Source organism: Streptomyces sp. NPDC089424 (assembly GCF_044749345.1).
GTDB lineage: Bacteria > Actinomycetota > Actinomycetes > Streptomycetales > Streptomycetaceae > Streptomyces.
Map to the genome: position 1 here is coordinate 405789 of NZ_JBIVHU010000008.1, position 25771 is coordinate 431559.

Sequence of the window (25771 nt, forward strand, 5' to 3'; positions counted from 1 at the left end):
CTAGTGTCACTACGGAGGGGAGGCACCTGGAATCGGCTGTAAATGCCGTTGTGGGAAGGGGCAGTTGAGGGGAACGGTGCGGGTGGGGTCGAGCAGCCGTTCCCATGACGCCCGGGGAACACACGGGGGTCGTGGAGAATTCATCTGCTGCCTCGATTCTCCTCAACACGGCGCAGGGGCGCCGCTGATCCAGGAGGCGCATCATGGGGCACAGCCACGGACCCGGGCATCACCACCACGGACACGACCACGACCACGGCCACGAGCACGCGGCTCTGCCGGCCGCGTTCGACACCTCCGTGCCCGACGACGCACTGACCCCCGAGCAGAGCTCCCGCCGCTCGCTGCTGCGCCGCGCGGGTCTGCTGGGCGCGGGCCTGGCCGCCGGCAGCGTGCTGTCGGGCGCCGCCGCCGCGGCGGGCGCCGCGCCCGCGGCCGCCGCCCCCGGCAACCGCCACGGCAAGGGCTTCCTGTGGCTCGCCGGTGACCACCACATCCACACCCAGTACAGCAGCGACGGCAAGTACCGTGTCGTGGACCAGGTCCGCCAGGGCGCCAAGCACGGCATGGACTGGCTGGTCATCACCGACCACGGCAGCGCCACCCACGCCAAGATCGGTGTCGAGAAGGTCAACCCGGACATCCAGCAGGCCCGCGCCGCCTACGAGGACACCCTCGTCTTCCAGGGCCTGGAGTGGAACATCCCGGCCGCCGAGCACGGCACGGTCTTCGTCCACCCCGGCCGCAACGAGGTCTCCGTCCTCAAGCAGTTCGAGACGGACTACGACGGCAGCGTCAAGAACGCCTCCGGCAACTCGCCCGCCAACGAGGCGCTGGCCGTCGCGGGCCTCGCCTTCCTCTCCGACCAGGTCAAGCGGCGCAAGGTCCAGGACGCGCTGATGCTCGCCAACCACCCGGCGCGGCGCGGTGTCGACTCCCCGCACGAGATCCGCGCCTGGCGCGACGCGAGCCCGGCGAGCCACCAGATCGCCGTCGGCTTCGAGGGCGCCCCCGGCCACCAGGCCGCCGGCCTCCCCGCGCCGCTCGGCATGGGCCGGGCCCGTGGCATCTACGACAACAACCCGAGTGCCGACTCCTTCGCGGGCTACCCGCTGGAGAGCTACCGCACCTGGGGCGGCTTCGACTGGATGACCGCCACCGTCGGCGGCCTGTGGGACAGCCTGCTCGCCGAGGGCAAGCCCTGGTGGATCACCGCCAACTCCGACTCCCACCAGGTCTACGCCGACACCGCGGCGCGCGGCGGCGGCGACTTCAACGCCAACGGCCGCTACGACGACCCGGTCTACGCCGGCAAGATCGACGTCAGCCAGGGCGACTACTGGCCCGGCTACTACAGCCGCACCCACGTCGGCGCCGACGGCTTCTCCTACGCCGCCGTCATGGACGGCATCCGCGCGGGCCGCATCTGGGTCGACCACGGCCAGCTGATCAGCGGCCTCGACGTCCGGGTCGCCGGCGGCAGCCGCTGGGCCACCCTCGGCGGCGCCCTGCACGTGCGCAAGGGCACGAAGGTCACGCTCACCGTGGACGTGGCACTCGCCGGCGGCCCCAACTGGGCGGGCTTCCTCCCGAGCCTGGCCCGCGTCGACGTCATCCAGGGCGATGTGACCGGCGAGGTCTCCGACAAGGACACCTTCACCGCGCCCACCGCCAAGGTCGTCAAGTCGTACGAGGTCAACAAGTCCAGCGGCACCGTCCGCCTCACCTACGACCTCGGCCGGGTCGACCGCCCCGTCTACGTCCGGCTGCGCGGCACCGACGGCAACCGTGGCGCCGTCGGCGCGAGGGGCGCGGCCGTGGACCCGGCGGGCCCGGCGCTCGACGTCGTCGGTGACGCCGACCCGTGGCTGGACCTGTGGTTCTACTCCAACCCGGTGTGGGTCCTGCCCTCGTGACCCCGTACGTCCTCACCGTCGACGCGGGCCTGAAGGACCTGCGCGAGGCAGACCACCTCCTCCAGGCGCTGGCGGCCGGACTCGACCTCCCCGAGGGCTCGTTCGGCTGCACGCACCTCGTCAGGGACGAGCGGCCCCGGGTCGCGCTGTCCCTCGCGGTGGAGTCGGGGGAGGCCCTGCTGTCGGCCCGCCGACAGCTGACGGAGGCGGGCTACGAGGTGTCCGAGGGCGCGCCCGACGAGGTGGGCCGCGCCGTGCTCTACCCGGGCGCGGCCCACCTCACCGGCACGGTGTCGGTCGCGGAGCTGCTGTCCCGCTCCGCGATCGCCCGTGTCACCGTCCTCGGCACGACGCAACCGCCGTCCGCGCAGACCGCCGTCGTCACCCGGGACCACGTACGCCCGCAGTGGCTGGACGGTGAGCTGGTGCTCGCCGTCCAGCCCGCCGCAGGGGGGACGCTCACGCCCTTCGAGGTGCCGGACCCGACCCCCTGCTGCGCCGACCACTGAAAGCCGGTCGCGGCGCGGCCCTCAGCCCGTCTCCGTGAAGACGAACGCGAACGTGCCGGGAGCCGCGTGCAGCTGGTACCGGGGCAGGACGCCGGGTCCGCAGGACTGGGAGCCGATGCCCATCTGGCCGTGGTCCAGGTTGACCCACACCGTCCCGCCCGGCGTGAGATCGGTCAGGTGCCTGGCCGCGTCCAGCTCCTCGGTCGTCCAGCGCCGGGCGGTGAACCAGAACGCGGGCTCGCCCTCGATGCGCAGACCGCCCAGTTCCGCCCAGCGGACGTCGGCGCGGGCGCCGTTCTCCTGCGGGCGGACGTAGGGGGTCTGCATCGTGTCGACCGTCGCGTGCCAGCGGCCCAGCATCGAGGCCGATGCGGTGTCGGGGTACGCCTCGCCGGGGCCGCCGCCGAACCAGGTGACGTGGTCCGCCGAGGCCAGGCCGAGGCGGACGCCGAGCCGCGGCAGCGGCAGCCGCCAGTCGCCCTCCGGCGTCACCGAGACCGAGAGCCGCAACCGGGTGCCGTCGGCCGTCCAGCGGTACACCGTCCGCAGGGCGACCTCCGCCGCCGCGGGCGCCACCCGGGTCCGTACCGTCAGCGCGTCCCGCTCCCGCTCGACGCCGTCCAGCCGGTGCCGCATCCGGTGCAGGCCGAGCTTTCGCCACAGCGGCCCGTAGCGGGCGTCGGGCTGCCAGGGGGCGCCCTCGTCGTTGTCGGTGGGGGCGCGCCAGACGTCGAGGCGTGGTGATGTCACCTCGACGCCACCGATGCTCCTCAGCTCGCCCGTGCGGGCGTCGAAGGCGCCCGGTCCGAGGCGGACGAGCGGCCCGTCGGCGACGGGCGCGGCGCCGGTCCGCAGGGCGGCGGTCTCCCGCTTCCTGAGCGGCAGTTGGGCCCAGGCGACCACATGGCCACGCTCGGCCCACGGCGTGTCCCGCGCGAGCAGCGCCCGTACCGTCCACTGCGTCTCCGCGCCGGCGGGGGCCTCGGGCGGCGCCGGGAGCTTCACGTCGGCCGACTCGCCCGGCGTGAGCGGCGGGACGGACAGCGGGCCGGAGTCGACCGTCTCGCCGTCCACCTGCCAGGACCACTCGAAGGCGAGCGCCGACAGGTCGGCGAAGTCATGGGCGTTGGTGACCCGCACGGCGCCGGTCGGGCCGTCCCCCTCGATCCGGACCGGCTCGATGACCTTCTTGAAGTCGGTCAGGCCCGGCGACGGCGTCCGGTCCGGGAAGACCAGCCCGTCGCACACGAAGTTGCCGTCGTGCAGTTCCTCGCCGAAGTCACCGCCGTAGGCGAAGCCCAGCTCGGGGTGGGCCACGCCGTGGTCGATCCACTCCCACACGAAGCCGCCCTGGAGCCGCTCGTAGGACGCGAAGATCCGCTGGTAGTCCGCGAGTCCGCCGGGGCCGTTGCCCATCGCGTGGCCGTACTCGCACAGGATGAACGGCAGCCGGCGGCGCTTGTGCGTACCGCCGTCCAGGCGGCGGCCGATCTTCTCGACCTCGGCGTGGCGGGCGTACATCCGTGAGTACATGTCGGTGTCACGGCAGTCGACGTCGCCCTCGTAGTGCACGAGGCGGGAGCCGTCGCGGGCGTGGATCCACTCGGCCATGGCGGTCAGGCCGCGTCCGGTGCCGGCCTCGTTGCCGAGGGACCAGACGAGGACCGACGGGTGGTTCTTGTCCCGCTCGACCATCCGGGCCGCCCGGTCGAGCAGGGCGGGGGTCCAGCGGTCGTCGTCGACGGGGTTGTCGCGCCAGGACTGCTCGGTGAATCCGTGCGTCTCCAGGTCGCACTCGTCCATCACCCACAGGCCGTACTCGTCGCACAGGTCGAGGAAGTCGGGGTGCGGCGGGTAGTGGGAGGTGCGGACCGCGTTGACGTTGTGCCGCTTCATCAGCAGCACGTCCGCGCGCATGGTCTCGACGTCGAGGGCCCGCCCGCGCTCGGGGTGCCACTCGTGCCGGTTGACGCCCTTGAAGAGGACCGGGCTTCCGTTGACCTTGATCAGGCCGTCCTCGACCGACACCGTCCGGAACCCGATCCGCAGCCGGACCCGCTCGCCCTCGGTGGCCAGCACGCCGTCGTACAGGCGCGGGGTCTCCGCCGTCCAGGGCTCCACGGCGACCGTGACCGGCTCGCCGGCGGCGACGTCGACGGACAGTTCCGCGACGGTGACCCGGCCGGGCACGTCGGAGTCGACGCGCAGGGTGCCCTCGCCGGTGACGTGGTCGTAGGAGGCGTGCACGAAGACGTCGCGCGCGGCGTGCTCCGTGCGGTGCAGCAGGGTGACGTCACGGAAGATGCCCGGCAGCCACCACTGGTCCTGGTCCTCCAGGTACGAGCCCGCCGACCACTGGTGGACCCGTACGGCGAGCACGTTGCCGTGCGGCTCCAGCAGCCCCCCGACCTCGAACTCGTGGGGCAGGCGGGACCCCTTGAACTCGCGGAGCTCGGTGCCGTTCAGCCAGACCCGCGCACAGGACTCGACACCGTCGAAGCGCAGGACCGCCCCGCCGGTGTGCGGCCAGTCCCCGGGGAGGTCGAAGTGGCGCAGATGGTCGCCGGTGGGGTTCTCGGTGGGGACGCGCGGCGGGTCCACCGGGAAGGGGTAGAGGTGGTTGGTGTAGACGGGGGCCCCGTGGCCCTGGAGGACCCAGTGGCCGGGTACGGCGATCTCCGCCCAGCCCGTGGCGTCGTACCCGGGCCCGGCGAAGGACTCGTCCTCGGTGTCGGCGCCCGGCGACAGACGGAAGCGCCAGTCGCCGTTGAGGGAGACGGAGGCCGCGTCGGAGGCGTACCGGGCACGTGGCGGGAGACTTCCGCGACCCGGTGCGACGTCCTCGACGTAGCCGACGGCAGGTGTGGTGGTGCGCAGGGACATCGGTCTCCTAGGTCGGCCCGTGATGCCGGTACTTCGAGTGGGGCACCCTCAGCTCCTTCCCCGCGACGCTCAGGTCCCGGGGGCCGTCCACCCGACCGGGTGACGGGGCCGCCGTACGGTCCGTGCCGTTCCCCTCGGGGTGCCCGCGGACCGCAGGGCGCCCTCCAGCGCGAACGTCGCCGCGCCGAGGGAGACCGGGTCGGTGGTGACGGGGGAGAGGACGATCTCGGTGGCGTCCAGGGGGCGCCGCAGCGCGTGCCGGGACACGGCCGCGCGCACCTCGGTCAGCAGGGGCTCGCCGAGACTCGCCGCGACCCAGCTGCTGAGCACGACCACCTCCGGGTTGAGGAGGTTGACCAGGTCCGCTAGACCGGCGGCGAGATAACGGGCGGTGGTGCGGACGACGTCGAGGGCGACCGGGTCCTGCGCGGCGGCCGCGCGGGCGAGCGCGGCCACGGTGGCGGTCTGGTCCCCGGGGTGCAGCAGCGGGCTGTCCGGGCTCAGCTCCCGCAGGTGCTGCATGATGCCGGGAGCGCCCACGTAGGCCTCCACGCAGCCGTGGTTGCCGCAGTGGCACGGCCGGCCGTCCAGCACGAGGGTGGTGTGGCCCCACTCGCCGGCGCTGTTGCTGACACCGCGGTGCAGCCCGCCGCCCAGGATCAGCCCGGCGCCCACCCCGGTCCCGAGATTGACCACCACCGCGTCACCGCGCCCCCGCGCCGCCCCGAACCACGACTCGGCCACCGCGCAGGCCCGCAGCGGGTTGTCCAGGTGCAGCGGGTAGGAGATGTGTGCGGCGAGCAGGCCGAGCAGGGGGACGTCGTGCCAGCCCCAGTTGGGCGCGTACTCGGCGACGCCCGTGTCGCGGTCCACCTGCCCCGGCACGCTCACCCCCACGCCCAGCACGCGCGCGTCCGTGACGCCGGCCCGCGCCACGACCGAGGCGACGGCGGCGGCGACATGGCCGACGACCTGCTCCGGGCGGCTCTCGTCGGGGCGCATGTCCTCGTCCGCGCGGGCGAGGACGTTCAGCGAGAGGTCGAACAGCTCGGCGTGGACGTACGTCTCCGCCACGTCCACGCCGATCAGTGCGCCGCCGGACGTGTCGACGGCCACCAGTCCGCGGGGGCGGCCGCCCGCCGAGTCCTCGAAGCCGACCTCCGTGATCAGGCCGAGGTCGAGCAGCTCGCCGACGAGTGTGGCGACGGTGGCCAGGCTCAGTCCGGTCGCGGCGGCCAACTCCTGCCGTGAGGTGGGAGACTCGGCGATGATCTGGCGCAGCACCTCGTAGCGGTTCGCGGTGCGGATGTCCCGTGAGGTGCCGCGCTTCATCCCGTTGCCCCCGTCCCCTGGGCCGGGCGGCCTAGGCCCCGGCGCGGCGCAAGGCTATGGGCCCCGGAGACTTTCGACAAGGGGTTAGGAAAGGGGGTTAGGAAAGGGGATGGGGAAAGGGACGCGGGGAGAGGGGGCGCGGAGAGGGGGCGCGGAAAGCGAGGCGTCAGTCGCCGAGCACTCCTCGTACGAAGGCGTTGCCGAACTTCCCCGCCGGATCCAGACCCGCCACCAGTGACCGGAACCTGGGCAGTGCCGGGAACCGCTCCCGCAGCACCGGCCCCGGCATCGCGAACACCTTGCCCCAGTGCGGCCGGGCGTCGAACCCCTCCAGCGCCGCCTCCACCCGCCGCACCACCGGCAGCACCGCCGCCGTGTCCGCGACCCAGGTGAAGTGCACGGCCACGCTGTCCCGTCCGTACGCGGGACTGAGCCACTGCTCGTCGGCGGCCACGGTGCGCACCTCGCAGGTCTGCAGGACGGGCGCGACGGTGCCGCGGATCGCGTCGAGGGCACGCAGGGCACCGGCCGCGTGGGACCGCGGCATCAGGTACTCCGACTGCAACTCCGCGCCGCTGCTCGGCGTGAACTCCGCCCGGAAGTGCGGCAGCCGCTCGTGCCACGGCCCCGGCACACCGAACTGCTCGGTGCAGTTCACCGCGGGCATCCCGGGCACCGGGTGCAGCGCCCGGGTCGCGGGCGCCGCCCAGGGGAAAGCGGGCAGCGGCCGGTCGGTGCGGCGCTTGACCCACACCTGCCGGAAGCCGGGCGCACGCCAGTCGGTGAACAGGCTGACGCTGTACGCCACCCCCATGACCGTGTCGAAGTCCCAGCCCTCAAGCGGGAGTTCCGTGAACAGGTGCTGCTCGACCTCGAAGGCCGGCTCCAGGTCGAGGGTGAGCGCGGTGACCACGCCGAGCGCGCCGAGCGAGGTCACCGCGCCCGCGAACCGCTCCTCGCCCCGGCCGATCCGGACCGTCCCGCCGTCGCCCGTGACGAGCTCGACCTCGCGCACCGCGGCCGCCAGCGGGGCGTTGCCCACGCCCGAGCCGTGCGTGCCGGTCGCCACCGAACCGGCGACCGAGATGTGCGGCAGCGACGCCATGTTGGCGAGCGCGAGGCCGTGCGCGTGGACCCGGCGGGCCAGTTCGGCGTACCGGACGCCGCCCGAGACCCGTACCGTGCGGGCCGTCGTGTCGACCTCGATCGCGGGCGGCAGCGCGTCCAGGGAGAGCAGGACGCCCTCGGGTCCCGGGTCGGCGATGTCGTTGAACGAGTGGCCGCTGCCGAGCACCCGCACCCGCGTGCCGCCCGCGACGAGCGCGCGCAGGGCGTCCGGTGTGGGCGGCCGGTGCAGCTCCCCGGCGCTGTACGTGATGTTGCCCGCCCAGTTGGTCACGGTCCCGGTCATGCGGTCGCCCTCTTCCCGACGAATTCCCGACGAAACGTGTCGGCGTCGGGGATCAGCAAACCACCCGTGCCCGGCGGCACGGCGCGGGGGCCGGTCGGGCCTCGTCCGGCGGTGGCGGTGACGAAGCGGGCCAGAAGCGGAGGCCGCGCCACCGTATGCTGTCCGCCGGGCGGTGTCCGTTTCGTTCGCCTTCCGGCGCTCGCGCCGGACCCGGCTGCACGGCCCCGAAGGCAGGGGGCATACCGTGAGGAGTCGAACACCGCAGCAGGCCGTCGCAGGGAGGAGTCACGGGATGAGCAGCCGCACCGCGCTCGTCGAGGATCTGATGGAGCGCTTCCCGCACGTGCCGCGGGAAGCCGTCTTCAAGGAGGACCTGCTCCGGGGCGGTGTCGCCTTCGATCCTTCCGCGCTCAGCGACAACGAGGGCGGCGAGGTCAAGCCGAAGTCGTACTTCATCTTCTCCTTCGACCACGGCACCCTGCCCGAGCTGGGTGAGGCGGCGCTGCGCCGTCCGCCGGAGGAGATCATCCTCACCGGAGGCCCCTACGACCTGCGCCGGACCGTGGTGTCGGTGCGGGTGAACCCGGCCTCGCCCTACCGCGTCGCCGCCGGCGAGGACGGGGTGCTCGGCCTCTACCTCGACGGGAAGCGCATCGCCGACGTCGGGGTGCCGCCGATGCCCGAGTACTACCGGCACACGCTCTCCAACGGGAAGTCCGTCATGGAGGTGGCCCCGACCATCCAGTGGGGCTACCTCATCTACCTGACCGTCTTCCGGGTCTGCCAGTACTTCGGCGCCAAGGAGGAGTGCCAGTACTGCGACATCAATCACAACTGGCGCCAGCACAAGGCGGCCGGCCGGCCGTACACCGGGGTCAAGGACGTCGAGGAGGTCCTGGAGGCCCTGGAGATCATCGACCGGTACGACACGGCGAAGGCGTCCACCGCCTACACGCTCACCGGCGGTGCCATCACCAAGACCGTCTCCGGACGGGACGAGGCCGACTTCTACGGCCACTACGCCAAGGCCATCGAGGACCGCTTCCCGGGCCGCTGGATCGGCAAGGTGGTGGCCCAGGCGCTGCCGCGCGACGACGTCCAGCGCTTCAAGGACTACGGCGTGCAGATCTACCACCCGAACTACGAGGTGTGGGACGAGTACCTGTTCAAGATGTACTGCCCGGGCAAGGAGCGCTACGTCGGCCGTGACGTGTGGCACAAGCGGATCCTGGACTCGGCCGAGGTGTTCGGGGCGCGCAATGTGATCCCCAACTTCGTCGCGGGCGTGGAGATGGCCGAGCCCTTCGGCTTCAAGACCGTCGACGAGGCGATCGCGTCGACCACCGAGGGCCTGCGGTTCTTCATGTCGCACGGCATCACGCCCCGGTTCACCACCTGGTGCCCCGAGCCCACCACCCCACTCGGCAAGGCCAACCCGCAGGGCGCCCCGCTGGAGTACCACATCCGGCTGCTGGAGGCCTACCGCGCGACCATGGACGACTTCGGTCTGTCCTCCCCGCCCGGCTACGGCCCGCCCGGACCCGGTAACGCGGTCTTCTCCGTCAGCTCCTTCATGGACAGCCTCCCGGCCCGGGAGGAGCCGCAGACGGCACCGGAGACCTCCGCGACGGCCACGCCGTAGGGCGGCACGGCCCGCACCCTTTCGCGAGGGCCCGATCGCGCATCGCCGCGATCGGGCCCTCGCGGCGTTTTGAATACTCCGCTTGTCAGTTGTGTCGAAAGCGTGAAAGGCTCTTGCCCTGCCCGAGGTTTCCCCACAACTCCCCTTGTCCACAGGGCCAGTTGACCTCGCACGATGCAGGAGACCCATGCCCGACCTGCCGACCCCTCAGGACGCCTCCGAGGCGGCGCTGTTCTCCGAGTGCTGGGACACGGTGCTGTCGTACGCCGACCTGTGCACGGCCGGGTCCGCGGCCGCGACCGCACTCGCCCGGGAGGCGTTCGCGCGCGGGATACGCGAGGTCCGCACCGCCGAGTCCGGAACGGACCGCAACACCGGCCGTCGCCCGCCCCGGCAACCCCGGCTGCCCCGAATAGCGCTGCTCCTGACGGCCGTTCGCGCCACGGCGGCCGAATGGGAGGCGCAGGGCCAGGGCCACCGGCTCGACCCCGAGCTGCGTCTGTGGCTCAACTCCGAGGGCGCCGCCCGCCACACCGGCCCCCCGACGCGCCGCCCGCTCGCGCTGCGCGCCCTGCGCGACATGCAGGGACCCGACGCCGAACTGCTGTGGCTCGTCGAGGTCGAGGCCCTGCCGCTGCCCGCGGTCGCCCGCCGCCTCGGCCTCGACCCGAGCGGCGTCGCCGGTGAACTCACCGAGGTGCGGCGCCTGTTCCGGGACCGCTGCCTGCGCAACCATCTCGACGCACCGATGGAGCCGCGGTGCCGCAGCTACGCCCGGCTCCTGGACGGCGTCACCCGCTCACCGCTCTCCGACACCCCCGACGACCTCTCCCGGCACCTCGCCCGCTGTGTGCAGTGCGCGGAGGCCGCCGCCTGTCTGCGCCTGCACGGCGGCGGCCTGCCGGGCGCCCTGGCCGGCGGTGTGATCGGCTGGGGCGGCCTCGCGTACCTGGAACGCCGCCGCCGCGCCGCCGAGGTACGGCTGGGGGCCGGCCGTCCCGGCGCCGTCGACCCCGACGACGCCGCGGCCGCGGCCGCGGCCGACAAGGCACGCGTGCTGCGCGGCGGCCTGATCGTGGCCGCCGTGCTGGTCTCCCTGCTGGCTCTCGCCGTCACCCTGATGCCGCGGGGCGACAGCGACGACGGCGGCGCCGCGCCCCTCGACACCACCGACCGTCAGCCGGTGGCCGGCCCCGGCCTCTCCCTGCCGGACGTCACCCGCGCCCCCTCGAAGAAGGCCTCCCCCTCGCCGAAGCCGTCGGCCAGGAAGACCTCCGCCACGACGTCCGCGCACCGGGCCCCCGACCCGGAGCCCCAGGGCTCGACGGCGAGACCCTCGGCGCGGACCGACCCGCCGGGCGCGGGCCCCCGGCCGGCCTGCCAGGTGGCCTACGACCTCGTCGGGCAGTGGACCGACGGCTTCCAGGCGGCCGTCACCGTCACCACCGAGCGCCCCCTGACCGACTGGCGGGTCGCCTGGACCTTCCGGGACGGCCAGCGGGTCGGCCAGATGTGGGACGCGAACGCCCGCCAGGACGGCTCCCGAGTCACCGCCACCGCCGCCGACTACAACCGGACCGTCGCCGCCGACGGCAGCCTCGCCTTCGGCTTCCTCGGCTCCTGGAGCGGCAGGAACTCGCCGGCGTACGACTTCACGCTGAACGGGCGGGAGTGCACGGGGGCCTGAAGGGCCGGGTCGTGAAAACGCGTTGACGAGCCACCGAGGCGCCCGGTTAGAGTGAGGGCGCAACCGGCGGTGGCCCCGTGCCGCCGCCCCACGACCGAGTGTGTCCGAGGAGGTGCAGACCCGATGACTGTCGCCGTGCTGTGCGCTGCGCGCATCCCGAAGCTCATCAAGTCCACCTCCGTGGCCACCGGCTGACACACTCCACGTTCTCGCGACGTTCTGGCGCGCCGTCCGCGCGCCCGCCGGGGCCCCCTTGTGAAGGGTCACCCTGTTGTCTTCCACCTCTGTTTCCGACGCGCTCGCCCCCTACGGCTGGGACGACGCGTGGGCGGACGAGTTCACCCCGTACGACGCCGAAGGACTGCTGCCCGGGCGGGTGATCCGGGTCGACCGCGGTCAGTGCGACGTGGTCACCGCGGCCGGCGTGCTGCGGGCCGACACCGCCTTCGTCACGCCCCACGACCCGCTGCGGGTCGTGTGCACCGGCGACTGGGTCGCCGTCGAACCCGGGGGCAACCCCCGCTATGTACGCACGTATCTGCCGCGGCGCACCGCGTTCGTGCGCTCCACCTCCTCCAAGCGGTCCGAGGGGCAGATCCTCGCCGCCAACGTCGACCACGCGATCGTCGCCGTGTCGCTGGCCGTCGAACTCGACCTCGGGCGCGTCGAGCGCTTCCTCGCCCTTGCCTGGGAGTCCGGGGCGCAGCCGGTGGTCGTCCTGACCAAGGCCGACCTGGTGCCGGACGCGGCCACGCTCTCGTACCTCGTGCAGGACGTGGAGACCACGGCGCCGGGCGTGCCCGTGCTGGCGGTGAGCGCCGTCGGCGGGGACGGCCTGGACGTGCTCGCCGCCGTCGTCGCCGGGGGGACGTCCGTCCTGCTCGGGCAGTCCGGCGCGGGCAAGTCGACCCTCGCCAACGCGCTGCTCGGGCAGGACGTGATGGAGGTGCAGACCACCCGGGACGTCGACGGCAAGGGGCGGCACACGACCACCACGCGCAACCTGCTGCCGCTGCCCGGCGGCGGTGTCCTGATCGACACGCCGGGCCTGCGCGGCGTCGGGCTCTGGGACGCCGGCACCGGGGTCGGGCAGGTGTTCGCCGAGATCGAGGAGCTGGCGGCCGACTGCCGGTTCCACGACTGCGCCCATGAGTCGGAGCCGGGCTGCGCGGTGCTGGCCGCGATCGACTCGGGCGAGCTGCCGGTACGGCGGCTGGAGAGCTATCGCAAGCTGCTCCGGGAGAACCAGTGGATCGTGGCCAAGACCGACGCCCGGCTCCGGGCCGAGATCCGCAAGGACTGGAAGCGCAAGGGCGCCGAGGGCCGGGCCGCGATGGAGGCCAAGCGGGGCCACCGGCGCTAAGGGCCTGTCCGACCATTCCCGTCTGCCGGACGGCGCCATGCACGCACCTGACGCCGTCCGGCCGCCCTCCGGGCGACGGCGCGCATTGCCGGACAGGCCCTGGCACATGACCCGGGCGGACGCAACAGGGTGTCCGAATTCCGCCAGCCGCACCTCTTCCCAGGGCGCAGACTGGACAGTGTGATGGACGAAGACACCAGGTACGCGGCGGTACGCAGCAGGGACGCCCGGTTCGACGGCGAGTTCTTCTTCGCGGTCGAGACCACCGGCATCTACTGCCGGCCCAGCTGCCCCGCCGTCACACCCAAGCGGTCCAACGTGCGGTTCTTCGCGACGGCCGCCGCCGCGCAGGGAGCGGGCTTCCGTGCCTGCCGGCGGTGCCGTCCGGACGCCGTGCCGGGATCGGCCGAGTGGAACGTCCGGGCCGATGTCGTGGGCCGGGCCATGCGGCTGATCGGCGACGGCGTCGTGGACCGGGAGGGCGTCGCCGGGCTCGCCACCCGGCTCGGGTACAGCGCCCGGCAGGTGCAGCGCCAGCTGACCACCGAGCTCGGCGCCGGGCCCGTGGCCCTCGCCCGGGCCCAGCGCGCCCACACGGCGCGCGTGCTGATCCAGACCACCGACCTGCCCATCACGCGGATCGCCTTCGCGGCCGGGTTCGCCAGCGTGCGCCAGTTCAACGACACCATGCGGGAGGTGTACGCCTCCACCCCGAGCGAACTGCGGGCCGCGGCGCCCCGGGGACGTACCGCCCGACGGGCGGACAGTCCGAGCGCCGGGATCCCGCTGCGGCTCGCCCACCGGGGCCCCTACCACGCGGGTGCCGTCTTCGACCTGCTCGCGTACGAGGCCGTGCCCGGCGTCGAGGAGGTGAGCGGGCCGCCCGGCCGGCGCACCTACCGGCGCACGCTGCGGCTGCCGTACGGCACGGGCATCGTCGCCGTCGACGAGCGCACCCGCAGCTCCGGCTCCGCCACCCATCCGGGCGGCTGGCTGGACGCCCGGATGCACCTGACCGACCAGCGGGACCTCACCACCGCCGTGCAGCGGCTGCGGCGGCTGCTCGACCTCGACGCCGATCCCTACGCCGTCGACGGGCGCCTCGGCGCCGATCCGCGGCTGGCCCCCCTGGTCGCCGCCCGCCCCGGACTGCGCTCGCCCGGCGCCGCCGACCCCGAGGAACTGGCGGTACGGGCGCTGGTGGGGCGGGCGGCGGCGGAGGGGCTGGTCCGGCGCTACGGCAAGGCCCTCGACGCGCCCTGCGGCACCCTCACCCACGTCTTCCCCGAGGCCGCCGTCCTCGCGGGCGCCGAACCGGAGGGTGCTCTGGGCGCCCTCACCACGGCACTCGCGGACGGCGCCGTACGTCTCGACCCGGGCGCCGACCGGGAGGACGCGCAGGCCGCCCTGCTCGCCCTGCCCGGTCTGGACGCCCCCACCGTCGCCCGCATCCGCGTCCGCGCCCTCGGCGACCCCGACGTCGCCCCGCCGGGCGCGGACATCCCCGACAGCTGGCGCCCCTGGCGCTCGTATGCCATACAACACCTGCGCACAGCAGGGGAGTTGGAGTTCCCGTGAGTACCGCGACCCCCGTCCCCGTGACCGAGACCGAGACCTACTGGACCACCGTCGACAGCCCTCTCGGCGAGCTGCTGCTCACCGCCGACCCGGCCGGCACCCTCACCTCCCTGTCCGTGCCCGGGCAGAAGGGCGGGCGGACCGTCCAGGACGGCTGGCGCCGCGACCCCGCGCTCTTCCGGGAGGCGGAGGACCAGCTCGCCGCGTACTTCGCCGGGGAGCTGAAGGAGTTCCGGCTGCGGTGGCGCTCGGAGGGGACGCCGTTCCGGCAGCGGGTGTGGGACGCCATCGACTCGCTGCCCTACGGCGCGACCACCACGTACGGCGAGATCGCCGCGCGGATCGGCGCCCCGCGCGCCGCGGTACGGGCGGTCGGCGGCGCGATCGGCGCCAACCCGCTGCTCGTGGTCCGCCCCTGCCACCGGATCATCGGCGCCGACGGCGCGCTGACCGGATACGCGGGCGGCCTGGAGCGCAAGGTGCGGCTGCTCACGCTGGAGGGCGTGCTGCCCCCGGCGGGCGCCGCCCGTTAACCCGTTGAAGCGCCCGCCGCCCCCGTGGTTCCGTGGGCGGCATGGTGTCGACCGATCGACTCGCGGCCTTCGCCGCCATGTCCTTCCTGCTGATCGTGGTCCCCGGGCCGAGTGTCCTGTTCGTGGTCGGGCGCGCCCTGGCGCAGGGGCGCCGCGCCGCGCTGACCACGGTGGTCGGCAACACGCTGGGGGCCTACGCCGCCGTGATCGCCGTGGCGTTCGGCGTCGGCGCGGTGGTGGAGCGGTCGGCCGCCGTCTTCCTGGCGCTGAAGCTGGCCGGCGCCGCCTACCTGATCCACCTGGGCATCCGCGCGATACGGCAACGGCACACCCTGCGGGCGGCGTTCGGCCGGCTGGAACCCGGCCCCGGGGGGCTGCGCACGCTGTGGGAGGGGTTCGCGGTCGGGGTGACCAACCCGAAGACGATCGTGTTCTTCGCCGCCGTGCTGCCCCAGTTCGTGGACCGCGCGCAGGGGCACGTCAGCGCGCAGATGCTGCTGCTCGGACTGGTCTTCAACCTCATCGCCGTCGCCTGCGACAGCGTCTGGGGGCTGGCCGCGGCCGGCGCGCGGGACTGGTTCGCCCGGTCCCCGGGGCGGCTCGCGGCCGTCGGCGGAGCCGGCGGCCTGACCATGATCGGCCTCGGTGTGACCGTCGCGGCGACCGGCCGCAAGGACTGAGCGACCCGTCAGCCCCGGATCACCACGCACAGCCAGGCGGCCATGATCAGCTGACAGGTGAACAGCTCCACGAGCACGCCGGAGCCGCCCGAGCGCATCGCCGTGCGTACGGCGGCCCAGGCCTCGGCGTGCCGGCCGAGCCGGAGGCGTTCGCAGAGGTAGATGCCGGCCATGAAGCCGGGGATCGCGCCGACGACCGGGACGACGACGAAGCCGACGAGGGAGCCCAGCCCCGCGCAGGCGGCCAGCCGCGGCGTCGCGTCGCTCTCGCGCGGCCTGCGGGGCGGCAGGGCCCAGCGCACCACCTGCGCCAGGAACAGCGCGACGGTGGCGCCGACCAGCACGTACCAGGCGGCCGGCCCCGGGTCCTGCAGCGCCCACCACATGACCGCCGCCCACACCAGCCACGACCCGGGCACGCCGGGCACCAGCACTCCGCACAGGCCGGCGAGCATGAGCAGGCCCGCCAGCAGGAGCTGCCACACTCCCATCCGCCCAGCCTGCCGGAGCGCGGCGCACCTCGCAGGTCGCCGGTGCCGGATGCGGCCGGCCGGCGGACCCACCGGACGTGGCGCAAACAGGCCACGGCGCATATGCGCCACGGCACCTCGTGGCCGTACCGTGCGTAACCCTGCCAGGGTGGGGCCACCGGCGCCGACGGGCTCCGGCTGTTTCACGTCGCCGGGCGGCTCTCCCGTGGGGGGTGGAGTCGCCCGGTGACCTCTGCCGTACACCCGCACGCCTGTGCGGACGCCGGGCTCCGGAGGACGTACTCCGCGCCCCGACACATGAACGACACGTCACCCCGACACGCCGTGCGCAGGCGGAGAGCCGCGTGCCAATTTCCCGACGCCCCGTTTTCAACCGGGCCGTGCGGTGGACAATTGAGGGCATGAGCCAGCAGGGGGGAAGGCCCGCCGGTCACTCCGACGACTGGTGGGGGCAGCTGTACGACGACACCAGCGACGACACGGGGCCCGCGCGCACGCCCGAGTCGCTCGACGACCGCTTCGCCTCGGCGGCGGACGCCGTGACCGGACCGCAGGAGCCCTTCGGGGGCTCACCCGCGCCGGGCGACGGCGCACGAACGGCGCGGGACGGCGCCGAGGGCGCGCAGAACCCACCCCGCGCCGGCGCGTCCGTCCCCGGACCGCGCGAGGGCGGGACGCTCCCCTCCGTGCCGCTCCCGCCCACCGGCCCCACCACGTCGGTCACCGGCCGCCCCGCCCCCACCTTCGCGGAGCCGCCTCCGCCGATCCCGCCCCCGCCCGCACCACCGCGCCTGGCCCCCGTCACCCCCGTTCCGCCGCACCACGTCGGCTCCGGGCCGCCCACCTACGAGCCCGAACCCACCGCCCTGCCGCCCGCCGACCCCGACGACCTCGGCGACCTGGTCGCCGACACCGTGCTGGACGGCGCGCACTACGGCGCCTGCACCCTGCGCGCGGCCTCCGTCCGGGGCGACTCCGCGCGCTACCGGGGCGAACCCCGCCGCGACGCCCTGTTCACCGCGCGGTTCGGCACCGGCGACACCGCGCTCGTGCTGGTCGCGATGGCCACCGGCGCACGCGCCACCGCCGGGGCGCACCGCGCGGCCGCCGAGGTGTGCCGGTGGATAGGGCGGGCGGTCGGGCGCAGCCACGCGCGCCTCGCCGAGGACATCCGCGCCGGCCGGCGCGGCGACCTCAAGTCCGGCCTGCACCGCCTCACCGACCGCAGCCTCGGCAAACTGCGTGCCAGCGCCGCCGAACAGGGCCTGCGGCCCGACGAGTACGCCGCCACCCTGCGCTGCCTGCTCCTGCCCGCCGACCCCGGGTGCCGTACGCGCGTCTTCTTCGGCGTCGGCGCCGGAGGCCTGTTCCGGCTGCGCGACGGCGCCTGGCAGGACATCGAACCGCAGCCCGGCGAGGTCGCCGGCGCACCCGTCCTCGGCTTCGGCTCGCTGCCCGAGGTGACCGTCGCGGGCGACCGGCTCACCATGGACCTCGGCATACCGACCCCGCCGAGCCCCTACGAGCCGGCCCCCGAGCCGCCCCGCGAACCCTTCCGCTTCCGCGCCTCCGTCGCCCGACCGGGCGACACGCTCCTGATGTGCACGGGCGGCCTCGCGGAGCCGCTGCGCGGCGAACCGGAGCTGCCCGCGCACCTGCGGGAACGCTGGGCCGCCCCGCAGCCGCCGGGGCTCGCCGCCTTTCTCGCCGACACCCAGGTACGGGTGAAGGGCTACGCCGACGACCGTACGGCGGCCGCCGTGTGGGAGGCGTGAGGGCGAACCCTGTGGATTGATGGACCCCAGGAGAGCCGAAGGGGTGCACCGAACCATGGCCAAGCAGAACGTCGCCGAACAGTTCGTCGACATCCTCGCCCGCGCCGGAGTCAAACGCCTGTACGGCGTCGTCGGCGACAGCCTCAACCCGGTCGTCGACGCGGTCCGCCGCAACCCCGCCGTCGACTGGATCCACGTCCGGCACGAGGAGACCGCCGCCTTCGCGGCCGGCGCCGAGGCGCAGATCACCGGGAAACTGACGGCCTGCGCCGGCTCCTGCGGGCCCGGCAACCTGCACCTGATCAACGGGCTCTTCGACGCCCACCGGTCCATGGCGCCGGTGCTCGCCCTCGCCTCGCACATCCCGTCCGGCGAGATCGGCCTCGGCTACTTCCAGGAGACCCACCCCGACCGGCTGTTCCAGGAGTGCAGCCACTACAGCGAGATGATCTCCAGCCCGCAGCAGATGCCGAGGCTGCTCCAGACCGCCATCCAGCACGCGATCGGCCAGGGCGGCGTCAGCGTCGTCACCCTGCCCGGCGACATCGCCGACCGGCCCGCACCCGACCGGGCGCCCGAGTCCGCCCTCGTCACCTCCCGGCCCGGCGTCCGGCCCGCCGACGCCGAGATCGACCGCCTCGTCCAGCTCATCGACGAGGCCGGCAAGGTCACCCTGTTCTGCGGCAGCGGCACCGCCGGGGCGCACACCGAGGTGATGGAGTTCGCGGAGAAGATCAAGTCTCCGGTCGGGCACGCCCTGCGCGGCAAGGAGTGGATCCAGTACGACAACAAGTTCGACGTCGGGATGAGCGGACTCCTCGGCTACGGCGCCGCCTACGAGGCCACCCACGAGTGCGACCTGCTGATCCTGCTGGGCACCGACTTCCCGTACAACGCCTTCCTCCCCGACGACGTGCGGATCGCCCAGGTCGACGTCCGCCCCGAACGCCTCGGGCGCCGCTCCAAGCTGGACCTCGCCGTCTGGGGCGACGTCCGCGAGACGCTGCGCTGCCTCATCCCGCGGGTGCGGACCAAGACGGACCGGCGCTTCCTCGACAAGATGCTCAAGAAGCACGCGGACGCGCTGGAGGGGGTCGTCAAGGCGTACACCCGCAAGGTCGACAAGCACGTCCCGATCCACCCCGAGTACGTGGCGGCCGTGCTGGACGAACTCGCCGACGAGGACGCCGTGTTCACCGTGGACACCGGCATGTGCAACGTCTGGGCGGCCCGCTACATCTCGCCCAACGGCCGCCGTCGCATCATCGGTTCGTTCTCCCACGGCTCGATGGCGAACGCCCTGCCGATGGCGATCGGCGCCCAGTTCACCGACCCGGGCCGGCAGGTCGTGTCGATGTCGGGGGACGGCGGGTTCGCCATGCTGATGGGGGACTTCCTGACCCTGGTGCAGTACGACCTGCCGGTGAAGGTCGTGCTGTTCGACAACTCGGCGCTCGGCATGGTCGAGCTGGAGATGCTGGTGGCCGGCCTGCCCTCGTACGGCACCACCAACACCAACCCCGACTTCGCCGCCGTCGCCCGCGCCTGCGGTGCCTACGGGGTGCGCGTCGAGAAGCCGAAGCAGCTCGCCGGCGCCCTCAGGGACGCCTTCCGTCACAAGGGGCCCGCCCTGGTGGACGTCGTCACCGACCCCAACGCGCTCTCCATCCCGCCGAAGATCAAGGCCGAGATGGTCACCGGCTTCGCCCTGTCGGCCTCGAAGATCGTCCTGGACGGCGGCGTCGGCCGCATGCTCCAGCTGGCCCGCTCCAACCTCCGCAACGTGCCCCGGCCCTGAGGCCCGTCCGCCGGCGCCTACTCGACGTAGGGCGTCCAGCGGCGCGCGGACGTGTCGTAGGCGTACCGGGGGAGGCCCTCGATGGCGGTGGTGCGGAACGGGCGGCCGTCGTCGTCGATGCGCAGCGTGCCGGACCGGCCCTGGGAGGACCAGTCCAGCTCCAGGTACCACGCGCAGTCGCACCGCCCGGTACGGGCGTTGACCAGCAGCACCTCCGGGTCCTCGGCGGAGACGCGGTAGGGCATGCGCACCGCCGGGAGCGGGTCGCCCGCGTCGTTGCCGGGCATCGCGCGGGCGATCGGGCGGTCGACGTCCAGGTCCACCGCGAAGTGGCGGGGCGTCAGCGCGCCACCGCAGCCCTGGTCCATGGCGTACGCCGTGCCGGGCACCGGATCGGCCCGGCCGACCACGCGGACCCGCAGCGCCTCCAGGACCACGGCCGTGGACGTCCTGCCCTGCACGGAGACACGGATGTTCGTCTCCCGCCCGTGCACGGCGTCCTGGCTCGCCGCCCACCTCCCGGCGTCCTGCGGGGCCGGGGGCGGTGGCACCCGGTCCGGAGATCTGCGGATGACGTAGTCGTGACCGCAGCCGAGCGACCACGCCTGCGAGTCGGCGGTCCACGCGAGCGGAGCGGTGACCGCCATCGGGCGCGGCGAGCGCGCCTGTTCCCCGCCGCCCCCACCGCCCGGACGCAGCGCCACGAGCGCCACGACCAGGGCGGAGGCGAGCCCGGCGGCGAGGGCCAGGCGGCGGTGCCGGTACCAGGGGCGGACGGCTGCGCGCGGAGGTGCCGGCGCGGGCGGCTGCTCCCTGCGGGGCTCCTGCGCGGCCGGTCCCTGGGGAGTCTCCGGGAGGGCCTCGCCCCGCGTGGTGGCCGGCGGCGATTGCGCCGTGCGTCCCTTGCGGCGAGCCGCGGTGGCCAGGAGCCAGTGGCGGTGCAGGTCCAGGCGTTCCTCCGGCGAGGCGCCGCACAGCGCGGCGAAGCGTTCCACGGGGGCGAAGTCGAGCGGCACCGCCTCGCCCGCGCAGTAGCGGTGCAGGGTCGAGGTGTTCATGCCGAGACGGCGGGCCAGCGAGCCGTAACTGCGGTCGGTGCGCGCCTTGAACGCCCGCAGCAGCGCCGCGAACTCCTCCACGTCGTCGTGTGCCGGCACCGCACCCTCCGTCCCGGCCCGGGGACCCCATCCCAGGCACTCACATATCTGCACGTCAGCCGGGCTGGGATGGTTCCACCGTGCCCGATGCCGCGCCGGCCGTTGCGGGCGGCCGGCGGTACGGCCGATGCTCTGGGTGTCGCCCCGCTTCCGCCGGACCCGACCGCCAGGCGGCGCGCGACGATTCCATCGCATACGACACCTCCAGGGGGAGACCCATGTCCCACCGCATCCGAGCCGGCGCGCTCACCGCACTCGTCGTCGCCGGACTCACCGCGCTCACGACCCTCGCCGCACCGGCGGGCGCCGCAGCGCGGGCGCTGCCCTCGCCGGCCTTCCTCTCGGCCTCCCAACTGCCCCCGCACCCCTCGTCCTCCTGGACCGCGGGCAGGGTCACCGACGGGGTGCCGCTGGAACTCGGTCTCTGCCTCGCCGACGTCTTCCCGGGCTACGACTCCCGCTACCGGGAGTTCCGCACCGACCTCGACACCAGCGCCCGCCAGCTCACCATCGTCACCGGCAGCGCGGTCAAGGCCAAGGCCCTCGCCGACCGCATGAACGAGGAGATCCGCACCTGCCCGGACCGCCTGGAGGCGGACCCGGAGATCGGCGCCGCGCACCGTGACTACGGCGCCGTCGCGGTCGAGGAGGGCGCCCATGTGCACGGTCTGCACACCTGGACCGCGTGGGGTGCCACGGACGTCCGCCTGATGTCGGTGGGCCGTGACGGACGGACCGTCACCGTCGTGGACTGGGCGCAGATGGGCGACTTCTCCGATGCCCCGGTCCCCGCCTTCAAGCGCACCACCACCACGGCGGTCAACAAGCTGTACTGACCGCACCCGCACCGGGCGCGACGGCGGCGCCCTCTCCCACGGGGGTGGGGAGGGTGGCCGCCCTGCCGTACGTATTCGGCCAGTCTCGCCGGCCGCGCCGCCGCACGGATACGGCGGGCCGCCGGGCGGACGTCGAGAACCGGCGGCCCCACGTGCTCCACGGCTACGACCGGATCGGCAGCCCCGGATGGGCAGTTGGGGCGAGCCGGTCCGGCCCGGAGCGCGGCCTGTGCGCGGGCGCCGCCCCCGTGCGGCGGCCGGGGCGGAGGCCGCCGTGGCCGAACACTCGGTCGTTGACGATTCCACATGACTGCCTCGGTGCCCATCGGGCAAGGATCTCCGTGAACGTGTTCGAGCAGGAGGGGAACCGACATCGGCACGCAGGCGGGGGACATGAAGAGGCAGGCACGGGCGCCGCAACTGCGGCGCAGACTCGGGCGGGCGGACCTGAGAGCGGTCCCGGAGGCCCGCAGAGAGCTGCGCGACCTGCTACGGCACTGGGGGCAGCCCGGCAGGGCGGAGATCGCGGAACTGCTCACGAGCGAACTCGTCACCAACGCGATCGTCCACACCGGCGACGAGGCGGTCCTGACAGCCACCCTCGACCCTCATGGGCTGCGGGTGGAGGTACGGGACTACGTGGCCCGCAGGCCGCGGGTGCGGGTGGCCGAGCCGGACGAGAACACGCACGGCAGGGGGCTGGTGCTGGTGGAGTCCCTCGCGGACGCGTGGGGCGTACGGCCGCACGAGCTGGGCAAGTCGGTCTGGTTCGAACTGGAGGCGGACGCGGACGCCGCCTGAACGGCACGGGGTGCGGTCCGTGGCGGACCGCACCCCCGTCCCGTGCCCTGCGGTCCTAACCGAACTGCTGCTCAAGGTCCTTCAGCTTGCGCTCAAGGGAGTCGAGGCGCGGGAGGGCCATGGTGTCGTCCTCCGCGGTGAGGTCGACCGTGATCGGGTCGGAACCGGTGCGCACGGGCTGCAAGGAGGGCCGAGCGCGGACCGGCAGCGGCTCCGCGGTGGATATGGCAGGCTCCGCGGGCACGCGCTCGGCGCTCTGCTCCACCGCGGGCAGCTCGGCGGGACGCCCGCCGCCGCGGCCGATGAAGCCGCGACCGTGGCCCCGGCTGATCGCCTTGAGCTGCGCCCGCTCCAGCCGCTCCTGCTCACGCCGCCGCAGCCGCGTCTGCTCCTTCTGCCGCTGGTCCTCGCGCACCTCGTCGACCGCCTCGTCGAGGGTGCGGACGCCCTCCAGCAGCATCAGCGACCAGGCCTTGTACGTCTCACGCGGCGCCCGCAGCCAGCGGACGATGCGGATCTGCGGCAGCGGACGCGGAATCAGGCCCTGCTCGCGCAGCGCGGCCCGGCGGGTCTGCTTCAGGGCGCGGTCGAAGAGGACCGCCGCCGACAGGGACATGCCCGCGAAGAAGTGGGGCGCGCCGTCGTGGCCGAGGCCCCGGGGGGCGTGCACCCAGTTGAACCACGCCGCGGCGCCCGCGAACGTCCACACCAGTATCCGGGAGCCGAGCGCCGCGTCGCCGTGGCTGGCCTCGCGCACCGCGAGCACCGAGCAGAACATCGCCGCGCCGTCGAGACCGAACGGCACCAGGTATTCCCAGCCGCCGGTGAGGCCGAGGTTCTGCTGGCCGAAGCCGACGAGGCCCTTGAAGGAGAGCGCCGCGGCGACCGCGGCGCAGCAGAAGAGGAGCACGTAGGAAGCGGTGCCGTATATGGCTTCCTTGCGCCTGCGGCGCTCCTCCATACGCTCCCACGAGTCGTCCGCGCTCGCGTCCTTCCCCGCGGAACGCTTGCCGCGCTGGAGCACCGCAACCGCCGTCAGCATCCCCGCGAGCAGTACGGCGCTCGGTAGCAGCCAATTCAGCGATATGTCGGTCAGTCTCATCTGGGGTCCCTTGCATTGGGATAGGGCGTAACGCCCGCCATGGTGGCCCAAACCCACCGGCCCTCAGGGGGTTTCGGGGCAAGAGGCCGCCAGAGAAGTGCAAGGGGATGCCCGGGGCGGCGTTCTGCTCGAACTGCCGCGTGAGGGGCGGGAGTTGAGTTCGAATAAGACTACCCGTACGAGTGGTGCGGCGGAAAGTTGCCGTTCCTCGTGAGGGAGTTGTGAATGCCCAGTCCGCGGGCGGGTGGGCGGTCCTGTTGATCTTACGGGACGCGCCGGGGTGACGGTGCCTCAGCCGGCCGTCGTGGCCAGCAGTTTGGTCACGCGGTCCGCGTCGCAGGTGCGCGGGCAGGTGGCGCAGGTGTCCTCGGGGCGGAGGGTGTAGAACATGCAGCAGCTGGCCCGGTCGCGGGTGGGCAGCTTCTCGCCGCCCGGGCCGGTGAGCTCGCGGAAGGCGGCCGAGCCCGCGTACGGCTTGGTCGCGCCGGGCAGCAGCAGCTCCAGCTCGTTCCGCGCGCGGTCCTCCTCGCCGAGGAGGTGGGCGACGTACCACAGGCCCTCGACGATCTCGTCGGTCGCCATGCCCCACAGGGCGCGGCCGCGGCGGCGCATCCGGGGGCCGAAGGCGGCGAGGACGGGTTCGAGGTGCTCGGCGACGGCCGCGCGCACCTCGGCGCGCAGCGCCTCCTCGTCCGGCACCACCGTGGCGCCCGGGAGGGTCGCGGCGGGGTCGTCGGGGAGGCAGGCGAAGCCGTGCGGGCGGACCATGAGGTGGCCCATGTCGAATCCGGGGGCGTCGCGGTCGTACGAGACATGCGTCACGGGGTAGCGGGGGACGCGGCGGCCGAGGAACCACGGCACGGTGATCAGCAGGCAGGCCGGCCAGGCGTAGCGGTGCAGGCCGAAACTGGCGATCACGTCGGGGCGGGCCTGCTGGCCGTAGTCGCGCACGACCTGGGCGTCGTCGTGGGCGAGGAAGGCGTCGAGGGCGGTGCCGCCTGCGGCGAGGGCGTCGCTGGTGATCCATCCGGGGCCGGTGGGGAAGGGCTCCGCGACGGTCAGCTCGGTGATGCCCATGCTGGGGAGGACTTCCGCGAGGCGGGCGTACGCGCTTGCTGTGGCCGAGGCGGGCACGGGCATACGGGGACCACCCATTCGCAGATGTCTGGGGCCGTTTAGAGGTAAGGCTTACCTTACCCGAAGGGGTGCGGATAGGAACCCGTCGCTTCAGCGCCTAAGGTGCTTGACGGACGAGTAACAAGCCGCCGTTAATGACCCCAAGTACTGACACGTCCGAAGCCGGAGGAGTGAGCCGTGGAGCGAGGTGCGCAGGGCTTCGCCGGTTCCGCGGTGCCGTGGGGGCGGGTGCCGGGGCAGGGTGTGGGTGCTGTGGGTGCTGTGGGTGCCGCTGAGGTGGACCGGGGGCGTGAGCTTGGCGGTGCCGGTGGGGGTGTGCGGGGGGAGCACACGCACGGCGAGGCGCCGATGCGGCCTGTGGTGCAGCGGGCGTCCGTGCGGGGGCAGGTGCTGGACGCGTTGCGGGCCGCGCTGGTCAGCGGGGAGCTGCGGCCCGGGGAGGTGTACTCGGCGCCGGCGTTGGGGGAGCGCTTCGGGGTGTCGGCGACGCCCGTGCGGGAGGCCATGCAGCAGCTGGCGTCGGAGGGCGCGGTCGAGGTCGTGCCCAACCGGGGCTTTCGGGTGGTCGTGCGTGGTGCGGGTGAGCTGGCCGAACTCGCCGAGGTGCGGCGGCTGATCGAGGCGCCGGTGATTCTGCGGCTGGCGCGGGTGGTGCCCGTGGAGCGGTGGGCCGAGCTGCGGCCGTCGGCCGAGGCGACGGTGCGGGCGGCGTCGTCCGGGTGCCGGGTGACGTATGCGGAGGCCGATCGGGCGTTCCACCGGGCCGTGTTGGGGCTCGCGGGGAACGAGCAGTTGGTGCGCGTCGCCGACGACGTGCAGCGGCGGGCGCAGTGGTCGTTGGTCACGGCGTCCCGGCCGCGTACGGAGCTGGTCGCCGACGCGGCCGAGCACGCGGCTCTGGTGGACGCGCTGGTGCTGCGGGATCTGGACGCCGTGCGGGTGGTCGTGGAGGGGCACTTCGCGCGCTGGTGCTAGTCGCGTCGTGCGGCGCCTGTGGGGGGCTGCTGTCGCGCGGGGGGTGCGGGTCTCGTCGGGGGGGGGGGGGGGGGGGGGGGGGGGGGGGGGGGGGGGGGGGGGGGGGGGGGGGGGGGGCCGGCGGGGGGGGGGGGGGGGGGGCCGGCCCCCCGGGGGGCGCGCCCC

Annotated in this window: 20 protein-coding genes; 13 read left to right on the forward strand and 7 right to left on the reverse strand. The window is 73.9% G+C overall.

What is annotated here, in order from left to right; translation table 11 throughout:
• Positions 1-203 precede the first annotated feature (203 nt).
• Complete coding sequence (locus ACIP2X_RS30820) at positions 204-1916, forward strand: PHP domain-containing protein (protein ID WP_401679159.1); 1713 nt, start codon at positions 204-206, stop codon at positions 1914-1916.
• Positions 1913-2425 carry a hypothetical protein gene (locus ACIP2X_RS30825; protein ID WP_401679162.1) on the forward strand — a complete coding sequence of 171 codons (513 nt, stop codon included), beginning with the start codon at positions 1913-1915 and terminating at the stop codon, positions 2423-2425. The genes ACIP2X_RS30820 and ACIP2X_RS30825 overlap by 4 nt, the downstream gene beginning before the upstream one ends.
• A gap of 21 nt (positions 2426-2446) precedes the next feature.
• Here ACIP2X_RS30825 and ACIP2X_RS30830 read toward each other — a convergent pair whose 3' ends face one another.
• The 3 genes from ACIP2X_RS30830 to ACIP2X_RS30840 all read right to left on the reverse strand — a co-directional run bounded on the left by ACIP2X_RS30830 (position 2447) and on the right by ACIP2X_RS30840 (position 8051).
• Positions 2447-5308 (reverse strand): glycoside hydrolase family 2 TIM barrel-domain containing protein, encoded by a 2862-nt coding sequence (locus tag ACIP2X_RS30830; RefSeq protein WP_401679165.1) that lies wholly within the window; start codon positions 5306-5308, stop codon positions 2447-2449.
• 69 nt (positions 5309-5377) lie between these two features.
• The gene (locus tag ACIP2X_RS30835; RefSeq protein ID WP_401679167.1) at positions 5378-6640 is read right to left on the reverse strand and encodes an ROK family transcriptional regulator; all 1263 of its coding nucleotides are present in this window, start codon (positions 6638-6640) and stop codon (positions 5378-5380) included.
• Positions 6641-6806: 166 nt separating this feature from the next.
• A complete protein-coding gene (locus ACIP2X_RS30840) occupies positions 6807-8051 on the reverse strand; it encodes an FAD-binding protein (protein WP_401679170.1) in 1245 nt (414 codons plus the stop codon).
• A 292-nt stretch (positions 8052-8343) separates the two neighbouring features.
• Between ACIP2X_RS30840 and ACIP2X_RS30845 the strand changes: the two genes are divergently transcribed.
• The 6 genes from ACIP2X_RS30845 (at position 8344) to ACIP2X_RS30870 (ending at position 15534) form a co-directional block, all read left to right on the forward strand.
• The gene (locus tag ACIP2X_RS30845) at positions 8344-9693 is read left to right on the forward strand and encodes a radical SAM protein (protein ID WP_401679173.1); all 1350 of its coding nucleotides are present in this window, start codon (positions 8344-8346) and stop codon (positions 9691-9693) included.
• A 187-nt stretch (positions 9694-9880) separates the two neighbouring features.
• Entirely contained in the window at positions 9881-11380 is a 1500-nt protein-coding gene (locus ACIP2X_RS30850) for a cellulose binding domain-containing protein (RefSeq protein WP_401679175.1), read from the forward strand.
• Positions 11381-11651: 271 nt separating this feature from the next.
• Positions 11652-12743 carry a ribosome small subunit-dependent GTPase A gene (gene rsgA, locus ACIP2X_RS30855; RefSeq protein WP_401679178.1) on the forward strand — a complete coding sequence of 364 codons (1092 nt, stop codon included), beginning with the start codon at positions 11652-11654 and terminating at the stop codon, positions 12741-12743.
• Between the two features lie 183 nt (positions 12744-12926).
• A complete protein-coding gene (locus tag ACIP2X_RS30860) occupies positions 12927-14321 on the forward strand; it encodes a DNA-3-methyladenine glycosylase 2 family protein (RefSeq protein WP_401679181.1) in 1395 nt (464 codons plus the stop codon).
• Positions 14318-14854 carry a methylated-DNA--[protein]-cysteine S-methyltransferase gene (locus tag ACIP2X_RS30865; RefSeq protein ID WP_401679184.1) on the forward strand — a complete coding sequence of 179 codons (537 nt, stop codon included), beginning with the start codon at positions 14318-14320 and terminating at the stop codon, positions 14852-14854. Before ACIP2X_RS30860 ends, ACIP2X_RS30865 begins: the two co-directional genes overlap by 4 nt.
• Before the next feature lie 41 nt (positions 14855-14895).
• Positions 14896-15534 (forward strand): LysE family translocator, encoded by a 639-nt coding sequence (locus tag ACIP2X_RS30870; protein WP_401679187.1) that lies wholly within the window; start codon positions 14896-14898, stop codon positions 15532-15534.
• Between the two features lie 8 nt (positions 15535-15542).
• On the opposite strand, the gene ACIP2X_RS30875 is transcribed toward ACIP2X_RS30870, so the two are convergent.
• On the reverse strand, positions 15543-16025 hold the full coding sequence (locus ACIP2X_RS30875; protein WP_401679190.1) for a DUF456 domain-containing protein: 483 nt from the start codon (positions 16023-16025) through the stop codon (positions 15543-15545).
• A 401-nt stretch (positions 16026-16426) separates the two neighbouring features.
• Here ACIP2X_RS30875 and ACIP2X_RS30880 point away from each other — a divergent pair, with 401 nt between their 5' ends.
• Together ACIP2X_RS30880 and ACIP2X_RS30885 are read left to right on the forward strand one after the other, a co-directional pair.
• On the forward strand, positions 16427-17800 hold the full coding sequence (locus ACIP2X_RS30880; RefSeq protein ID WP_401679193.1) for a protein phosphatase 2C domain-containing protein: 1374 nt from the start codon (positions 16427-16429) through the stop codon (positions 17798-17800).
• Between the two features lie 55 nt (positions 17801-17855).
• Positions 17856-19598: a pyruvate dehydrogenase gene (locus ACIP2X_RS30885; RefSeq protein ID WP_401679196.1), complete on the forward strand. Its 1743-nt coding sequence runs from the start codon at positions 17856-17858 to the stop codon at positions 19596-19598.
• 17 nt (positions 19599-19615) lie between these two features.
• On the opposite strand, the gene ACIP2X_RS30890 is transcribed toward ACIP2X_RS30885, so the two are convergent.
• Positions 19616-20755, reverse strand: coding sequence for a helix-turn-helix domain-containing protein (locus tag ACIP2X_RS30890; protein WP_401679199.1), 1140 nt, complete (start codon positions 20753-20755; stop codon positions 19616-19618).
• Between the two features lie 218 nt (positions 20756-20973).
• Here ACIP2X_RS30890 and ACIP2X_RS30895 point away from each other — a divergent pair, with 218 nt between their 5' ends.
• Together ACIP2X_RS30895 and ACIP2X_RS30900 are read left to right on the forward strand one after the other, a co-directional pair.
• The gene (locus ACIP2X_RS30895) at positions 20974-21591 is read left to right on the forward strand and encodes a hypothetical protein (RefSeq protein WP_401679202.1); all 618 of its coding nucleotides are present in this window, start codon (positions 20974-20976) and stop codon (positions 21589-21591) included.
• Between the two features lie 393 nt (positions 21592-21984).
• Entirely contained in the window at positions 21985-22392 is a 408-nt protein-coding gene (locus ACIP2X_RS30900) for an ATP-binding protein (protein WP_401679204.1), read from the forward strand.
• Positions 22393-22447: 55 nt separating this feature from the next.
• On the opposite strand, the gene ACIP2X_RS30905 is transcribed toward ACIP2X_RS30900, so the two are convergent.
• Positions 22448-23494 (reverse strand): DUF2637 domain-containing protein, encoded by a 1047-nt coding sequence (locus ACIP2X_RS30905; RefSeq protein ID WP_401679207.1) that lies wholly within the window; start codon positions 23492-23494, stop codon positions 22448-22450.
• 291 nt (positions 23495-23785) lie between these two features.
• Entirely contained in the window at positions 23786-24634 is an 849-nt protein-coding gene (locus ACIP2X_RS30910) for a (2Fe-2S)-binding protein (RefSeq protein ID WP_401679210.1), read from the reverse strand.
• Between the two features lie 174 nt (positions 24635-24808).
• On the opposite strand from ACIP2X_RS30910, the gene ACIP2X_RS30915 reads away from it, so the two are divergent.
• Positions 24809-25606 carry a GntR family transcriptional regulator gene (locus ACIP2X_RS30915; RefSeq protein WP_401679213.1) on the forward strand — a complete coding sequence of 266 codons (798 nt, stop codon included), beginning with the start codon at positions 24809-24811 and terminating at the stop codon, positions 25604-25606.
• The last annotated feature ends 165 nt before the right edge of the window (positions 25607-25771 follow it).